Source organism: Thalassobacterium maritimum (genome assembly GCF_031127805.1).
GTDB lineage: Bacteria > Verrucomicrobiota > Verrucomicrobiia > Opitutales > Coraliomargaritaceae > Thalassobacterium > Thalassobacterium maritimum.
Map to the genome: position 1 here is coordinate 40,766 of NZ_JARXHW010000021.1, position 16,958 is coordinate 57,723.

At 53.1% G+C, this 16,958-nt stretch carries 12 protein-coding genes and 1 pseudogene; 5 read left to right on the top strand and 8 right to left on the bottom strand.

Annotated elements, in window-relative coordinates; all coding sequences use genetic code 11:
• The first annotated feature begins 4 nt into the window (after positions 1-4).
• Together QEH52_RS10370 and QEH52_RS10375 are read left to right on the top strand one after the other, a co-directional pair.
• The gene (locus QEH52_RS10370) at positions 5-3,004 is read left to right on the top strand and encodes a glycoside hydrolase family 9 protein (RefSeq protein WP_308950265.1); all 3,000 of its coding nucleotides are present in this window, start codon (positions 5-7) and stop codon (positions 3,002-3,004) included.
• Between the two features lie 134 nt (positions 3,005-3,138).
• Positions 3,139-3,774, top strand: a complete 636-nt coding sequence (locus tag QEH52_RS10375; RefSeq protein ID WP_308950267.1) for a transposase — start codon at positions 3,139-3,141, stop codon at positions 3,772-3,774.
• Between the two features lie 77 nt (positions 3,775-3,851).
• Here QEH52_RS10375 and QEH52_RS10380 read toward each other — a convergent pair whose 3' ends face one another.
• Positions 3,852-5,279, bottom strand: a complete 1,428-nt coding sequence (locus QEH52_RS10380) for an MFS transporter (protein ID WP_308950269.1) — start codon at positions 5,277-5,279, stop codon at positions 3,852-3,854.
• Between the two features lie 276 nt (positions 5,280-5,555).
• Entirely contained in the window at positions 5,556-6,281 is a 726-nt protein-coding gene (locus QEH52_RS10385) for a PEP-CTERM sorting domain-containing protein (protein WP_308950270.1), read from the bottom strand.
• A 298-nt stretch (positions 6,282-6,579) separates the two neighbouring features.
• Between QEH52_RS10385 and QEH52_RS10390 the strand changes: the two genes are divergently transcribed.
• Together QEH52_RS10390 and QEH52_RS10395 are read left to right on the top strand one after the other, a co-directional pair.
• Positions 6,580-7,614 (top strand): LacI family DNA-binding transcriptional regulator, encoded by a 1,035-nt coding sequence (locus QEH52_RS10390; RefSeq protein WP_308950271.1) that lies wholly within the window; start codon positions 6,580-6,582, stop codon positions 7,612-7,614.
• Between the two features lie 187 nt (positions 7,615-7,801).
• A complete protein-coding gene (locus QEH52_RS10395) occupies positions 7,802-8,923 on the top strand; it encodes an integrase core domain-containing protein (protein ID WP_308950273.1) in 1,122 nt (373 codons plus the stop codon).
• A 110-nt stretch (positions 8,924-9,033) separates the two neighbouring features.
• On the opposite strand, the gene QEH52_RS10400 is transcribed toward QEH52_RS10395, so the two are convergent.
• The 4 genes from QEH52_RS10400 to QEH52_RS10415 form a co-directional block, all read right to left on the bottom strand.
• Positions 9,034-9,219, bottom strand: coding sequence for a phage integrase N-terminal SAM-like domain-containing protein (locus QEH52_RS10400; RefSeq protein WP_308950275.1), 186 nt, complete (start codon positions 9,217-9,219; stop codon positions 9,034-9,036).
• A gap of 46 nt (positions 9,220-9,265) precedes the next feature.
• Positions 9,266-9,676 (bottom strand): LacI family DNA-binding transcriptional regulator, encoded by a 411-nt coding sequence (locus QEH52_RS10405; RefSeq protein WP_308950277.1) that lies wholly within the window; start codon positions 9,674-9,676, stop codon positions 9,266-9,268.
• 104 nt (positions 9,677-9,780) lie between these two features.
• Positions 9,781-11,004, bottom strand: coding sequence for a Gfo/Idh/MocA family protein (locus QEH52_RS10410; RefSeq protein WP_308950279.1), 1,224 nt, complete (start codon positions 11,002-11,004; stop codon positions 9,781-9,783).
• Positions 11,001-13,790, bottom strand: coding sequence for an FAD-dependent oxidoreductase (locus QEH52_RS10415; protein ID WP_308950281.1), 2,790 nt, complete (start codon positions 13,788-13,790; stop codon positions 11,001-11,003). Before QEH52_RS10415 ends, QEH52_RS10410 begins: the two co-directional genes overlap by 4 nt.
• A 74-nt stretch (positions 13,791-13,864) precedes the next feature.
• Here QEH52_RS10415 and QEH52_RS10420 point away from each other — a divergent pair, with 74 nt between their 5' ends.
• The gene (locus tag QEH52_RS10420) at positions 13,865-14,695 is read left to right on the top strand and encodes a helix-turn-helix domain-containing protein (RefSeq protein ID WP_308950282.1); all 831 of its coding nucleotides are present in this window, start codon (positions 13,865-13,867) and stop codon (positions 14,693-14,695) included.
• 54 nt (positions 14,696-14,749) lie between these two features.
• On the opposite strand, the pseudogene QEH52_RS20715 reads toward QEH52_RS10420, so the two are convergent.
• Positions 14,750-14,941 (bottom strand): annotated as a pseudogene (locus QEH52_RS20715) (family 1 glycosylhydrolase); the annotation flags it as partial.
• 67 nt (positions 14,942-15,008) lie between these two features.
• On the bottom strand, positions 15,009-16,952 hold the full coding sequence (locus QEH52_RS10425; protein ID WP_308950284.1) for a sodium:solute symporter family transporter: 1,944 nt from the start codon (positions 16,950-16,952) through the stop codon (positions 15,009-15,011).
• Between the last annotated feature and the right edge of the window lie 6 nt (positions 16,953-16,958).

Genomic DNA, 16,958 nt, shown 5'->3' on the forward strand with positions numbered 1-16,958 from the left:
TCATATGTTTACAACCCATGCGATCGCTTGGTGGCGTCGTGTTTTCTGCACGCATCCTCTATTCGTATTCACTTTGGTGCTGGGCGCTGCGCTCCACGGGCAGACGGTTAGCGTTGAGCTCGTTGAAGATTACGGCAACAGTTATCAAGCACGTGCGACGATCACCAATGATTCCGCCGTGGCGCTGAACTCGTGGCTGGTGACCTTACAACTGGACGGCACGCTCGATAATAATTGGGAGAGTCTCTATCAAGCTTCGGAAAGTGATGTTGATAATCGGGTGTATGCCTTTTCCAATGAATACTATAACGGAGCCATAGAACCGGGGGAATTCGAAAGCTTCGGGTTTATCGTTCGCACGAGTTCGGAGCCAGTTTTGCCAGAGGGGGGGGTGGTGACACGTGACTGGGAGCCAGTGCTTGAACCCCGCGTGAGTGTCGCGGATGTTGATAACGATGGATCGGGCCCGTTGCTTGGTAAAGCGCAGACGGGTGACTATAACTATGCCGAAGTGCTTCAGAAGTCTTTGTTCTTTTACGATGTGCAGCGCTCTGGTGACTTGCCTGTCGATTTTCGAGTCGCTTGGCGCGGGGATTCCGCGGTGAGCGATGGCAGTGATGTTTCGTTGGATCTCAGTGGTGGGTTTTATGATGCGGGCGATCATGTGAAGTTCGGACTGCCGATGGCGTATAGTTTAACTATGCTCGCTTGGGGCGCGGTGGAGTATCCGTCCGCCTATGCCGAAACGGGACAAGTCTCGATCCTATTGGATCAACTTCGTTGGGGGGCGGATTACTTGATCAAGTGTCACGTGCGCAATGAAGATGGATCGACGGCGGCATTTTATGGGCAAGTCGGGAACGGGGATGTAGATCACGCGTATTGGGGCAGTGCCGAAAGCATGACGATGGCGCGGCCCGCGTATCGAATCGATGTGGACCATCCTGGGGCGGACCTCGCTGCGGAGACGGCTGCGTCGCTCGCGGCGATCTCGATGTTGGTTGCCATCGACGATCCTGACTACGCCGCCGAACTGATCGATCACGCCGTGGCGCTTTACGAATTCGCTGATACCTATCGCGGCAAGTATAGCGAATCGATTACGAACGCCGCGAGTTTTTATAACTCATGGAGCGGCTATCAGGATGAATTGGTGTGGGGCGCGCTTTGGTTGTATCGCGCGACAGGAGATGCCACTTGGCTGAACAAAGCAAAGAGCGAGTATGCGATGCTCGGTGGTGACGCAGGGAATCAGCCGTTTATCTGGAGCCTCTCTTGGGATAATAAATCCTATGGTTGCTACGTCTTGCTTGCGGATTTGGATGGCGGCGCAACTTATAAAGCCGATGCCGAACGTTGGCTCGATTACTGGACTATCGGTATCAATGGCCAAAAAGTGAACTATACGCCAGGCGGCTTGGCATGGCTGGACGAGTGGGGCTCCTTGCGTTACGCCGCCAATACTGCGTTTTGTGCTTTGGTGTATGCCGATAAAGTCAACGACCCCGATGCGCGTTATTCAGATTTTGCGAAGGCGCAAATCAACTACGCCTTAGGCAGTAACCCACAGAATCGCAGTTATGTCTGTGGCTTCGGTGTCAACCCGCCGATCAATCCGCATCATCGCAATGCCCACGCCTCGACGACGAACGACATTGATAGCCCCAACGATAACCGACACGTGCTCTACGGTGCCTTGGTCGGTGGTCCTGGAATCGACGATGCCTATGTGGATGATCGCAGCGACTATCAACGCAACGAAGTGGCCATGGATTATAATGCCGCTTTTACGGGGGCACTGGCGCGGCTCTATCTCGAGTATGGTGGCTATGCGCTCGACGAAGTGGATGCGCCACCAGTCGATGCAGCCGTGTTGCTCTATGAAACGGTCGATGACTTTCCCACAGGCGCACAGAGCGATCGTGAATGGAAAGCCCTGTGGCCCGGCACCAGGTGGGCGAACGGTCCCGACGAAGGCCGAGTCGAAGTGGACGATACGATTGCTTATAATGGTAGCGGGAAATCCGTGCGGGTGCTTTATCCGGAAGGCGGTAAGCAGTCGAATGGCAGTGGTGCGCAATGGTTCATGGATTTAAAAGGCGAATACGATGAACTGTATTTTAGCTACTGGTTGCGCTTTGATCCTGACTTTGACTTTGTGCTGGGCGGTAAGTTGCCGGGGCTCGGAGGGGCAGTGTCTTTCGACGATCGCACGCATGAGTGGTCGGGGCGCTTGATGTGGCGCGAGAACGGATGGGCCGAGTTTTATATTCATGTGCCGTCCGAGCATTTGAACGATCCGGGCGATCGTTTCTGGTGGAATACCGAAGGTTTTCAAGCGATCTTCGTTCCCGGGCGCTGGCATCATATCGAGATTCACATGAAGTTAAATACTCCGGGGCAACAGGACGGATTGGCTGAAGGTTGGTTTGACGGCGTCAAAGCCGCCACATATCCGGGCTTTGATTTTCGAGATGCGGGCACATCCAGCGCGCAGATCGCATGGGTATTCTTTAGCACCTTCTTTGGCGGCAGTAGTGGTGATCATTGGAATGCCCAGAAGGATGAGCATGCGCGTTTCGATCAATTCATCGTGTCTAAGGAGCGTATCGGCTACCCCGGTAAACCCGAGGATATCGACTCCGATCAATTGCCGAACGATTGGGAATTGCAGCATTTCGGTAGTGACATGGCTGCCGATGCATATGCGGACAGCGATGCGGATGGCGATTCGGATTATTTCGAGTATATCGCCGGCACTCATCCCAAGAATGCAAGCGACCGGTTGGCACCCCAGGTGCAAAAAACAAGTGATGCGTTTGTGGTTGATGTGAATGCCAAGGCGGGGCGAGTCTATCGACTCTTGCGCAAGTTGAATTTGACTGATGCTGATTGGCTCGAAGTGGACATTAGTGCGACGATCGCCACGGACGGCACACTTAGTCTCGAAGATCCCAGCTTGCATGGTCGCGCGTTTTACAAGGTCGAAGTGACTGAGCCGTAGCGTGACGCATTCAAGGGCAGGGATGCCCTTGTTCCGGTTTTGGAAACAGGGCATCCTTGCCCTGTGCTGCTGCGAGTGGCGACTCTAATTTCTGGCTGGTGTTCGCGTTCTAAATTTCTAACATCCACTTTTAGATGAGTGAGTTTCTCAATCCCTATGCGCACATCGACCAGCACGGCCTGAATCTGCCGCACTGGCAGCAAGGGGAGGCTTTTGTTTTTGTTACATGGCGCATGGCGGACTCTCTACCTGAAAATGTTTTACGCGCTTGGTCATCCGAACGCAGGATTTGGTTCGAGAAACACCCGTTGCCTTGGGATGCATCGACGCGTGCCGAATACCGTGAGCGCTTTCCGCTGCGGATTGAGCGATGGTTGGATCAGGGCAGCGGATCGTGTGCGCTCAGTGACCCAACGTTTCGTTTGATCGTCGAGGGAGCACTTTCGCATTTTGAAGGTGAGCGTCATGCTGTTCGGTCATACGTCATCATGCCCAATCATGTGCATATTTTATTTCAACCTTTGAGCGGCTGCTTGCTGGAAGATATTTTGCATACATGGAAAAGTTATTCGTCGCAGCAGATTATGAAGATGACGAAGCATACTGGTGAATTTTGGAGTGCGGGCTATTGGGATCGCTTGATTCGCGATCGGACTCATTTTGAACGTTGTGTCCGCTATATCCGTAATAATCCAGCAAAAGCGAAACTGAATCCTTCGCAGTTTAGTTTGTATGAGAACGAAGCACTGACTTGTGAGTCAGAAAGGTGATTCAAGGGCAGGGATGCCCTTGATCCGGTTTAGGAAGCAGGGCATCCTTGCCCTGTGGCGTTGTGTCTCGGTATGCGCTATGTGTCTTTGCCCGCTTTGGCTTCGAGTAAACGCTGCGTTTCTTCGGCACGTTGACGACTGATGGGGTAGAACCACATTAGAAAGATCGCAAGCACCAGGCCGAGTGACTGAAAGCCGATGAGTAGGGCTTTCATTTTTACGGCGGTTGCTTCGTCCAAGCCAGAGGCATCGACCACCTGTGGGTCGTAGCCTGCCGCTGTTGCCATGTAACCACCGAGCCCGAAAGTTATGCCTTGGGCTGCTTTGAGTGCGAAGCCTTTGACGGAACTAAACATGCCTTCGCGGCGGCGTCCGGTTTCGAGTTCGTCGTCATCACAGACGTCCGCGACCATTGAGTCGATCATCAGCCAGCAACCTTGCATGCCAATGAAGGTAATGCCGCCGACCACGTAGAGGGCCCAGGGCCAGCGTGGATCGATCGCGAAGAAATTCAAAATGGTACCGAGGAGGACAAAGCATAGGCCGACCAACATGGCCGAGCGCTTGTTGAAGCGTGTCGAAAGATAGCCGATGAAAAACATGCTGCCATACGATAAGCCAACCGCGAGTGTGGTGAACCATCCGGTGAAGTCGCCAATCGCTTTTTCGCTGCCATTGAACACGTAGTGCAACATCAGCAGCGGTGCGATACTCTGCGCCGAGAAGAGCGCGACGATAATAGTCACGTAGGCGATGAATAAGATGACGAAGGGCTTATTCGTCATCGTGTACTTGATCGCAGGCAAAAGTTTGATCGGTTCCTGTGTTTCAATTTCAAGGTCCTCCTTGCAACCAAAGGTTGGAATCAAGCCAGAGATTAGAACGATGACAGCCACCCCGACTGTGACCCAGAAGGCACCTTCACCTAAGTTCGGAAAGGTATCTGCGGCTGCGAGCCGAAAAAGCCAACCGGCGGAAACTGAACCGATTAGGCCAATATACATGCGCCAGACGATGACGCGGGTTCGTTCATCGTAGTTGGGCGTGAGCTCGAAACCTAGCGCAGTATAGGGAACTACAAACAGTGTATAGGCGACTGCAAGCAGGCTGCCAATCGTGACGATGTAAAAGAACGGGATATTACTGAACCATGGGTTCTGCGCGGTTTCTGCTCCCATAGGTGTCCACAATAAGGGCAACAGTAGGGCGCAGGCAATGACTCCGAAAAACATCAAGGGGCGGCGACGCCCGTATTTTGTTTTAAGATTATCCGACAAATTACCAATCCAGGGGTCGGTAAAGGCATCGATTAACCGCGGAAAGGCCAAGGCCATGCCCGCCAGCGCTGGACTCAAGCCAAAGTGCTGCACGTAGACCAGCGTGCCGAGCGCGGTCAAGGTGTTGAACATAAAGTTATCCGCTAGACCACCAAATCCCCAGGTAACTTTCGTGCGTAAGGGCACGCGTTTTTGACCAGGTATGTGGGGGATGTGTGTAGAACTCATGGGGATGCTAAAGGTTCACCTTTTGATTAAACAGAAATGCAGTTTGTTCTAATGACTATCTAGGTGTGGCAGAATAAAGCAATAAGAAAGGTTTCTTGTTGCTCTCGAATTGATCATTTAATTGGTGGTAGTGACGCTTATTTGTTGGAGTGGCATCGCATTATAGAAAGTCAGTTTCGTATGAGCGGGCTAAAGGCTGAATGTGATGACAAAAAAAGTCGGAAGGTCGTAAGACCTTCCGACTTTGGAAGTAAAAGCTCACTAACTTTGGGCGGATTACTTGCGGCGACGCACGACTACTAAGGAGAGGGCGAGTGCACCGGCAAGTAGTGCATAAGTTGAAGGTTCTGGGATGGTGGTTCCGATGACACGGATTCCGGCTACTTGAAAGTTGTCGGCACCCTCTGCGGTTGCATCATAGAAAGTCCAGCGAAGTTCACCGTTTGCTGCTGTGCTCCAGACTGTGCTCGAATCCGTAGCAATCAGGCTATGGCTCGTAAGATCAATGAAATAGGTGGCGATAGGGTCGGTGCCACTTTGAGTCGCAATCGCTTCAGAGCCGACCAAGACAGTCGAGTTGTCGGAAGCTTTGCGGTAGCCAAACTCCCAAGTGCCGCCTGCAGCATTTGTCGCGCGAATATCGAGCTCAACTCTGGTGATCGTGTAGGATTGTCCCGCAGCGGCATTTCCGAGGTCGAGGTCGAAACGTGTGGTGCCTCCAAAATTACTGGCAGTAAACAGGTCGTTATTAACTGCGGCGGTTCCCGTTCCGTCGTAGTTCCACCCGCCAACGCCAGAACCCCCACCGACTGCGGTAAAGGTCGTCGCTGTGTCATCGAATGTCACAGCTGCGTTTTTTACGGTAAATTGAGAGTCCGTTGAAGCGATGGTGGTGACGCCTCCTGTACCACTAAAATCAATTTCAACGAGCGTGACTTGCGCTGAACTGCTGAATGAGAAAAGTGCAATTGTGGCAACCGATAGTGAGTATATCTTTTTCATGTATGTAGGGTGTTTTTGATTAGGATTGAACGATTGAAGCAAAGTCATTCGATGTTTAGACGATTGGGATAAGAAACAATTCCTGTGTTGCTGTCAAGAATTGTTTCTTATGGTTTTTTGGTTGTTCTATTTTTTGTCGCAAGCGACTGTTTGTCAGTCGCTTGAAGTCTTTTTTATGTTTTTCTTTAGAAAGCTTGCTGTTGGAGTAGGGAGGATGCATCCTGCTTTATTAATCACTAAGCAATTTGAATGAATCTGGATTGCAACTGGTCAGCGCCGAATATTACTAATTGAATCAATGAGAGCACGTTTGAAAGATGTAGCCGCGCGAGCGGGAGTCGCAACGAATACTGCGTCGACGATCTTGAATCGTCGGTCGAATTCCTGGGCTTCGAAGGAAACGGCAGCCCGTGTCTTTAAGGCAGCGGAAGAATTGGGCTACAAGCCTAGCCGAGCTGCATTGGGACTTCGACTTGGCAGCTTTAAAACCGTCGGTCTCGTTATTCCTGATTTGCATAATCCGGTCTATACGACTTTTGCAGATCTACTGGAACAGCGCATGCGTGATCATGGTTATGATCTTATTTTGGAGCACTCTCGTAACGACTTGAAATATGAGAAGCACTGTTTAGATTCGATTATTGATCGCCAGATTGATGCGGTGACATATTTTGTCAGTGATTTGAATACTCACTTGGACTTTCTGAAACGTGCGGCAAAAACATCCACTCACGTTGTTGCATTAACGGGGCCTTCGATCGAGCCGTTTCCTTTCGACGCGGTTGAGATGGATTTCGCTTCGGGGATTACGGCTGCGGTTGAGCATTTATTAGACTTGGGGCATGAACATTTTGCGTTTCTTTGTGCACTTGCGAAAGGGCAGGAAGCGGGGGATCGGCCAAATGTATTTAATCAGATGCTGAAAGAGCGTGGCATCCCTGAGAATCAAAATAGCTTCATCCCGTGTGCGCACGATTTGCTGAGTGCGCGTAACACCTTTGGTGAGTTCTTGGATGGTATTTCGGGGCCCAAGCCGACTGCACTCATCGCCATGAATGATTTAACTGCCATTGGTGCCATGCGCGCCGCGAGCGAGCGGGGTATTCGTGTGCCCGAAGACCTTTCAGTGATCGGAGTGGATAACATTCCTTTGGGTCGATTCCTGCCGCGTCAATTAAGCACTATTGCCCAGCCACTAGAAGAGTTGGCCGATGCGACTGCGGAATTGATGTTATACCGACTCAATAATGATGATGAAGAGGATTCGAAGCCACAGTCTCGTAAATTTAAAGCGAAGTTGTTGATCAAAGAAACCACGGGGCGGGTATGCTGAAGTATTTGAACTAGTGAGGTAAAGTTATTGGATTCGCTTGTCGGCGTAGCCTCGGAACTAGTCACTTTGACCGGTTGGCTCCGCTTTCGCTAAAGCTCCTCCGAAACGGGTAAACTCTAAACAGCGGAAAGCGATCACTCCGCGTGAGAGGTTCAAATTTAGCATCTATATGACTTGCCAACGACTTATGGAAATACGAAAAAACGTCTTGAAGACGCAATTGACCATATTTCTCGCCGCAATGGCAGGCTGGCTGAACCGCAGACAGCTTGACGTGATCAACTATTTGCATGCCGAGAATGAGATACTCAAAGAACAGCTGGAGAAGAAGGATGTGAAGTTGGCTTTGAGCAATACCCAAAGACGGAAACTTGCAAAATGCGGCAAGAAGCTCGAGCGCAAGGGACTGATGCAATACGCGAGTATTGTCACGCCGGATCAGATTCTCTACTGGCACCGTAAATTGGTGGCACTCAAATATACGGCGAAGCGCAAGATCCAAACGGATCGGCAAAAAGAGATGGAAACCATCCGTGAGTTTTGCATCAAGTTCGCGGAAGAGAACGCAAGCTGGGGTTATGGACGCATCCAGGGTGCGTTCTCGAATTTCGGTTACGAGGTCAGTGAAACCACGGTCGGTAACATGCTTCGAGCCGCAGGTATTCCTCCATCTGAGGAACGTATGAAGAGGTCTACTTGGAAGCAATTCGTCCGCTCGCACATGGCGACGATGTGTGTGGCGGATTTCCTCACCACGGAGGTTTGGACGATGCGCGGCCTTGTCCGCTATCACACGCTTTTCGTCATGAACCTCGCCAAGAGCAGGGTGCAGATCGCTCAGATCAGCTGCCAGATGAATGGTCAGGTCATGGCACAGGTCGCCCGGAACCTCACTGATTCGGAAGATGGCTTCTTGTATAAGATGGAATACTTCGTCTGCGACAACGATCCGCTGTTCACGAATGAATTTTGCGAGACTTTGGAAACTTCAGGAGTGAAGGTCATCAAGACCCGCGTCGCGGGACCTGAGCAGAACGGCTATGCTGAGCGCTTCGTGAAAAGCCTGAAAGAGGAGTGCCTTGACCGGATGATATTCTTCGGCGAGCGCTCGCTGAGGAAGGCGATCAATGAGTATGTTGAGCACTATCATCACGAGCGTAACCACCGAGGTTTGGATAATATGATACCGTTTCCGTATGCCTCTGAAACAAAGGGCAGAAGCGGTTCAGTTGTAAAATTTGAACGGCTTGGAGGGCTGTTAAACTATTATCATCGAGAAAACGGAGAGGAGGGACGACTGGCCGGATAGCAGAATCATCAGAACCCGTGATCGAAATGATCGAAATAATGCAAGGAAATCGACCCGAATCGGAGCCGCCTGAGGCGTGTTGATGGAGTGATTTCGATCAGTTCGACTTTCTACAAGTGATTGGCCAGCCAGGCTGAGAGATTGCGCTCATATGCCAGATGATACAGGTAGGCTTGTAACTCATCACGCGAAAGCTCCGAGGTAGCTCGCATGTAATAACGCGCCAGATCATACATCCAGTCGACGTAGCTCTTGATGGTGCGCTTCGAATAACGGCGCAGCTTTAATGCACGCACATAGCGTGCCCGACTATTGGTATTTTTTTTGTGTAGACATAGGTTGTCAGAATAACCCAATGCCTAGCGATTGACAACTGTTGAATCGATCCCCCCGCGCGGTAGCGCGGCTTAGTTCACGCAGCCAGAATTCTTCGAGCCGGTAGCCCAGTTCCTCACAGCGTTCTTGTGCGCCTTCAAAGTATGGCTGTAGCCATTCGTATTCGCGAAAGGCCTTCTGCTTTGCATTGGCATTGATCCACGCGATGGGTAAAAGCGCCTTTTGCTTGGTCTCGCGCACGCGCGCCATATGTTCCGCGAATCGCGGATCCGGTGCGTAGCCTAGTTCGTCGGCGATGGCCTGGATGCGAGCGGCGGTTTCTGCTTTAACACGTGGCGAATTGCGCAGAGCACAGGAAACCGTCATACGCGAGACGCCTGCTTTTTCGGCAATTTGTTTGAGGCTGACGCGAGACATGGACGAGCACAGAAGGGGATTAAAAAGGGAATCTTGCGTAATATTCTGATGCGCTCGAAAGCAAGGAAGCTTTTTCAGATGCTATTGCGGTCGAGCGCCTTCTTTCATGGTTGAAGGCTTGTCAGATCAATTGACTGCGCGGGCATGGCCCAAGTTGTGGCGTTTTCTGAAAAGAGCTTTCCTGTATCGTAGGCGTCGATCATGGCTTGATTCATCTCGGGCAGATAGGTGAGTGGCGAAGCGCCTGGTTCGCCCTTTATTTGCAATTGCTCGGGCTTAAAGACATGAGGCGTCACTTCTTGAAACCCACGCACGCACAAGGTGTGCGCCATCGCGGCGGCGGGCGGACAGATGTCCGGGCTGGGTTGACGGCAGCGAGCGGCGCAGATGTCGAGCTTGCGCATGGTGTCGTCGCCTGGCTTTCCATAGTTGCGTTCGGAGCCGTCCTTGAATACGGCACGTAGCTCGGTACCATTGCTGTAGCTGACGGTGCCGTTTTCAAATTCAAAGCAAAAGTGAGGGCCGTCTTCTAGTTCGACGCAGTGCGCGGTATAAAAGATTAATTCGGCTTTATTATCGAGTGTGAGGCGGCAGCAGGCGGCATCAAAGGTTTCGATCGGATTGGCACGGTAGCATTCGGCTTCCATCCGCAAGGGGCGTGCGGACTGAGCGATCGTCGGGCCGCAGAGATAGAGCATGTTGTGTAAGTAATGCGCGGTGGCATTGCTGACTGGGCTGTCGAAAACCGGTTGCCCTTGGGGAGTCTGAATGCAACCCGTCCAGTTGTTACGCGTGTAGTAGGCTTTGTCGCGGGGCCAAGCGACGCGTGTGCGCAAGCGCAAGGGCGCGCCGAGCTCGCCTTGTAGAATATCGTGTTTGAGGGACTGGATCGCGCGACTGAAGGACCATTGATAGGCGATCTCCAGAAATAGATCCGGGCGGGCGTCGGCGGCGGCTTGCATGCGTTGTCCATCTGCGAGTGTGGCGGCAATGGGCTTTTCGCAGAGCACATGCATGCCCGCTGCTAAAGCGGCGCAGGTTTGATCGGCATGATAAGGAATTGGCGAGCAGATGATCGCCAATTCCGCGGGAGTTTCTTTGGATAGGTATTCTTCCAGTGTCGCGTAGACTGGGATTCCGAGTTGCTGCACTTCCGGCCAATCGGGAGACAGCTCTGGCCGTGGGTCCACCACCGCGCTTAATTTGGCGACTCCCTGGGCATGGAGCGCTCGGATGTGTTCGATATAAAAGTGACCGTAGCCGCCGATCCCGATCAATACGAGTCGTGTGGGGCGGTTGTGAGAGGAAGCTTTGGTATCTGTGCTCATTGGTTAGACAGTAAAGTTTGAACAGCCTTGCGGACACAAGCTCTGGGATCTGCTAAATACGGATCGATGTCGATCGGGCTCGGAATGTCCCAGGTCTTTGCGGCACGGGCGACTGCCAGATCCAGTTGCCAACGGTGGTCTTCGCTGGTGTCGATGCCGACTGGCTCCTGGGGAAGCGGGCGTTGCGCCTCGCCGTCGAGTGTGCGTTTGATGGAGCGTGAGGGGCGCACCCAGGTGTCGGGTGTCGCGTCATGGACGAGTGCTTCTAATAGTTTCGCGACTGGAATCTGTGTATTTATATCTTGGATACGATTGTGCAGTCGTTCAATGCAGAGTGCCAGCGAGGTGCGCAGGTTCAGGCAATTGCCATCCTGCTCTGCCAGCGATTGCAATGCCGGTAAGCAGGCTTCGCTGCCGCATCGGCGTAAGAGGTTGATCGCGAGAAACCAGTTGGGCACGTCAATGTGTTGATTGAAGGGGCCGCGTGACAGCGCAGGTGCTTCGATGCCCGCTTCTTTGGATTGGATCGCCTGTAGTAGGCGCGCTTCGGCCCGCGGATCGTTCCACATGGCACAGATGACGGCGGCGAGCCAGGAGATGTCAGGGTTGGGATGTCGCAAACGCTCGAGCATCTTATGTTCGTATTTACCTTTGTTTTGATAGAGTCTCCAGAGCTGGGGGCTGGGTTTGCCTTGATCCAGTAATTCCAGAGGATCGAGTTCCGATGGCGGGCTTACGGGGGCTCGGGCACCGCTCAGATCGAGACGGGCCTGACAGCGTGCGGGGATTTGCTGGCTAGGAATCCCTTCCAGCCATGCGCTGGCTGCGTAGGCGGCGGCTTCGCCTAAGCGATGCATGTCGCGTTGCATGCGAGCCGCATACGAGGCGGCTGGACTGATGCCTGCAGAGCGGCAGGCTAACCATAGATTGTTTAGCTCGTTGGGTGTCATGATGCCATAGGGCATTTCTGCGTGCACAAGATGGCGGAAGCTTTTGCAGCCCCAAAGCCAGAACATTGTTTCATCGTCTTCAAATTCAAAGTCGACACTGTGGGTGTCGAGCGGGGCTTGCGTGACTCCAATGGAACTTGCCCGGCTGCGGTGGTTCATTAAATCGGCCAGTTCGAGTCGTTCGCAGGTGTGGAATTGACGTGATTGACGGATGCCCGGCAATGGGGCGAGTTGGACCAATCGCTTCTCACCCCCTGGCGGGAGCGTGCGGTACTGCGCAAGCGCACTGAGCCGTGCCCGGGTGAGATCTTCTGGGTCTGTTGGATCGCACCAGCCGGCATCAAAGTTATAAAGTCCGAGGCGGCCGTTGTCCATTTGCCGATAGTAGGCGGGCTGGGAATAGCTGAGAGGCAGTCCATCGCCGGGACGACCGAAGTCATAGCTCGCGCCCGCGAGCGCAGCGACATCGCCATCGCCCGTCGCGTCGATCACAGTGCGGGGGTGGACGATGAGAATCTGATCGGCTGTAGCGATTCGAATTTCTGTGACCGTAGTGCCCTCGCGTTTTGCTCCGTAGATGATGGCTTCTGAAATAAAATGACTGGGGTCGAGGAGTTTCTGATGAAACGCGGTCGCTTTACCCACAGGATGCCAGTGCATACCCCGAGGCGTAGGAATGGTATGGCTGTCTTGCAGCGACTCTCCTTTCTGGTCGAGGGATTCGTGAGCACCGCCAGGGTGCCCGTAAAAGTAGTTACTGATCAGCCCGGCAGTGCCGACGCCGCCCGCGATGGGCATACTTTCGGCGACCAGCACTTGATGACCTTCGGCCTGGGCTGTGAGCGCCGCGATGCTTCCGCCAGTTCCTGCACCGGCGACGAAGATGTCGCATTGTAAATGTTGTTCCGGGAGCGAACCCACACATCGATCTTTGTCCGAGTCGAGCTTCCGAGGGGACGGCACATTCATTGCGACCTCACGGCCCAGAGCGAAGCGGTCCGCGAGTGAGTGAACGGCTTGTGTGCTGAAGGCCGGGCTGGCAGGGAGCAAATTGAGCGGGGGATTTGTGTCGGGGGCATCACATGGTTCCGTTGCTGCGTAGACAGGCAGGTTACGGTAGGCGAGGGCGAGCACTTCGACTTCCGAAAATAGTTCGGGCTCTTGTGTGCGCAGGCTTTGCCAGCGTTCTAAGAGCGCATTCTGCGAAAGCGGCTCGGTGGCGCGCAGGCAAAGATTAAAGGCATTCAGATGTGGGATTGCTTCGATGAATGCGTGTTTGCTGGAAAATTCCACAGGCATTTGGCCCTTGGGAGCAAGACCCAGTAGAATGCGCGCCTCGTAGGCCTGCGGCTTTCGGCGCTTGGCGTAGGTTTGCGGTGCTGCGATCTGAAAGAGCGTGCCGGCATCCGAGGCATCCAGCCATAGTTGAGCCCGTAGCATTCGTTCACTTGATTTTGTCGCCACATGCAATGCGGAGAGTTCTTGCTCTTGTTGGCAGCTACGGATTGGACTCGCTCCGAGCAAAACATCGATCTGATCCGACGCATCCTGTAATTGGGTGGCTGCGATAATCTCTGCACTGCAGGGGTCTAAGTTATTTGATGCACCGCTGTGGTTGTGCACCTGCTGGCAGAACTTTTGCCAAAGTGGATCATGCAGTGCGCCCGCATCGCGGGCAAAGGCGCGGCCCGATTCCCAAGCGATGTCCATGCTGCGGTCCAATAGCAGCACGCGTTTGCCCTGTTGGCCGAGTGTCCATGCGGCAGCCAGCCCCGCATAGCCGGCGCCGTAAATCGCTACATCGTAGCACTGTTCAAATACAGATCGGTAAAGCATCCAGGCATATTAGACGAATCGAGCTGGATGTGCTATGGACAGATCGGCTAAAATCCTGTATAAATCCGCTATAAATGACATATACGTTTAGAAAAGTGGCAGAGCTGTCACTCGCGGACTTGATTGAGCAGGTCGAATCTCTCAGTGGGCTCCAGCTATGTCTCAAGGTCTTTGATGACAATGCGGCCAAGCAGAGCGCGCTGGCGGAGGTGCCTCTTGCCAAGCGGCAACATTTTACGCCCTTCTGCCAGCAGGTGAAAATCGCTCACGACACACGTTGTGTGCAGTGTGATCTCGGGGTCGTCACTCGTAAGGCACTGGAATACACCATACCTTTTTTTCATGTTTGTCATGCCGGAGCCATGGAGCTGATCATTCCCTTAGTGGATGCCGGGCGATTGCTTGGGATCGCTTATCTCGGGCAGTTTCGGTCGGGGCAGGCGGGGGCGAAGACATTGCCCGAATTTTCAGAGAGTCGCATGGATGCACTGGCTGCAATGGGGCTCTGCTTGCAGGCTTATCTGCTGGCAGGGATCGGTCCGGCAGCGGAGACGCATTGCGGAGAAGATGCCCGGCGCGAGCAATTACTGCGTTTGATTCAAAGTCAGTGTCACCAGAACCTGTCACTCGAGTCTGTGGCGCGTCATCTGGGCGTCTCTGTTTCGCGGGCCGGTCATTTAGTGAAAGAGTTGACGGGCCGTAGTTTTATGGAGCTGAAGCAGCAGATGCGCCTCGATGCCGCCCGGCAAATGCTGTTAGAAACCCGGCTGTCGGTTGAGAGCATCGCCGCGCATGTTGGCTACGAGGATGTGCGTTATTTTTACCGAGTGTTTACTACGGCGACCGGCGTGCCGCCCGGTCAGTGGCGCAGTCAGCACGTGGCGCGGAAAGGATTGAATGCCTGAAGAGAGTTGATGTGCCTTGGAGGATTCTAATGGATCAAGTGCATTTTGCTTGATGACTTCGGAATACCAATAAGCACTCAGTTTTGGAGTTCGCTTGAGTGTCTTGTAGTCCATGTGGGTAATGCCAAAACGGATACCGTAGCCTTCGCCACATTCGAAGTTGTCCATGAAGGGGCAGGGAGGAACGCCTTGCACATCGACGCCGTCCTGGATGACGCGGTGCAGTTCTTTTAAGTCGATCCAGATCGGTAAGCTCCGATATTGCCGGGATTAATTATCTGGTTAATCGGAGGCCGAGTAGCTTTGGGCAAGGCTACCAAAATACAATATACAGCGAGATGGTCAGTATGACGACGCCTACGCCGGCAGCTTTGGCGAAGGGAGAGGTTTTCAGATCCATCTCCTCATTGACTGGCATTTCTACTGGTTTGTCCAAAGGTTTGAGAATCGTTAGTGTGAGCCCTGTCAAGAGCACGATGCCGACGGTGATCGCCATGCGGTTGAGAAATGCAATCTCTGAGGCGAAGAGAAGTAGGGCGCCATAGACGACGACACTGGTGACGATCCCCACGACGCCGAAGTAACGTGGTGTTTTTGGGGAAAAGAAGCCGAAGACGAAGACGGCTAGAATGCCGGGGGAAATGAATCCCTGAAATTCTTGAATGTAGGCGAAGATGCTTCGGAAGGCGTCTAGCTTCGGTGCAAAGGATGCGGCTAAGAGAACGAAAACAATGACCAGAGTGCGGCCGACGGCGACGAGTTTGGCCTGATCCTTTTCGCCGGTAAATTTTGCGTAGAGGTCCATCGTGGCAAGTGTTGAAGCCGAGTTGAGCATGGAAGCCAGCGAGCTGATGACTGCGCCACAGAGAGCTGCTAAGACGAACCAGGAGATCCATGGCATGGGTTTGATCAGATTGCGTACGAGCACGGGGAAGGCCGCATCGTAATCGTAGCCTTTCAGTGTGCCGGCGATCACGAGATCAGGGTTTGCGGCTTTGACTTCTGCAGCGGCGTTATTGATTCGGTTCGCCATTTCCATCGAATCGAGCCCTGTGTCCAAGTCTTCTAGCTTGGCACCGGAGGCGGTTAGATTGGTTGTATAAATCTCAAGTGCCTTCTCCGGATTGAGCGATACATAATCCTCATCGACTTTGAACAGAGCATCTGTGGATGCGGATGCGATAATCTTCGTGTTGGCACCATCTGCGGTGCTTCGGAGGTCATCCGAAAACAAATTAAAGGCCATGATGCCCGGGATCACGACGACAAAGGGAATGATTAACTTGAGGAAAGCGGCGAAAACGATGCCCCTCTGTCCTTCCGCCAGCGACTTGGAGCCCAGGGTTCGTTGCACGATAAATTGGTTGAGACCCCAGTAGAAGAAATTCGGAATCCACATGCCGATCAGCAGTGCGGTCCACGGGATGTCGGGATCGTCGGTCGGACGCACCATGTGCAGTTTTCCGCCAGCGGCGTTTTTGCCGACGACCGCTTCGGCTTCACCGTCGACACCGTCGTTCAGCAACATGAAACGTTCCAGTGAGCCAGCCTGTTCGATCTGCTGAACGGTGGCTTCGGAGTTGGCGACTTTAGTGAGAATCAATTCTTCGGCGGGCTTTTCGCCGAGGTAATTAAAGGCCATAAACATGACAATGGCTCCCCCGATAACCAGTGCGGAACCCCAGATTAAGTCGGTCCAGGCACAGGCCTTCAATCCTCCGATGAAAACATAGAGCGCCGCTAGTATCGCAATCGCCCAGCACATGGCGGTCAGGTTGTTGATGATCGGCACGTCCGCATAGTATTCGGAGACGAATTTGGCCCCCGAGAAGATGACCGTCGATGTGTTGACAAAAACCAGCGTAAGCACGGCAGGAATCGACATGGCCAGCCGAGCCACCGTATCAAAGCGATACTCTAGAAATTCTGGAATTGTATAGATGCCGGTACGCAGGAATTTGGGCAGAAACCAGAATGCGACAATGACGAGCGTGATGGAGGCAATCCACTCCCAGGAAGCGATGGCCAGTCCTTGTCGATCGGCGGCTCCCCCGGACATGCCGACAAACTGTTCTGTTGATATATTCGCGGCGATTAAGGAGAAGCCGACCAGCCACCAGCTCAGACCGCGACCAGCTAGAAAGTAGTCGCTGGCGGCATGCTTGCTTTTCAGCTCTTCACTGCGACTTTTCCAAATACCTAGTGCAATGACGCTGATAACTGCGGTTATGAAGAGAACGGCTTCAAGTATATTCATGGGGAT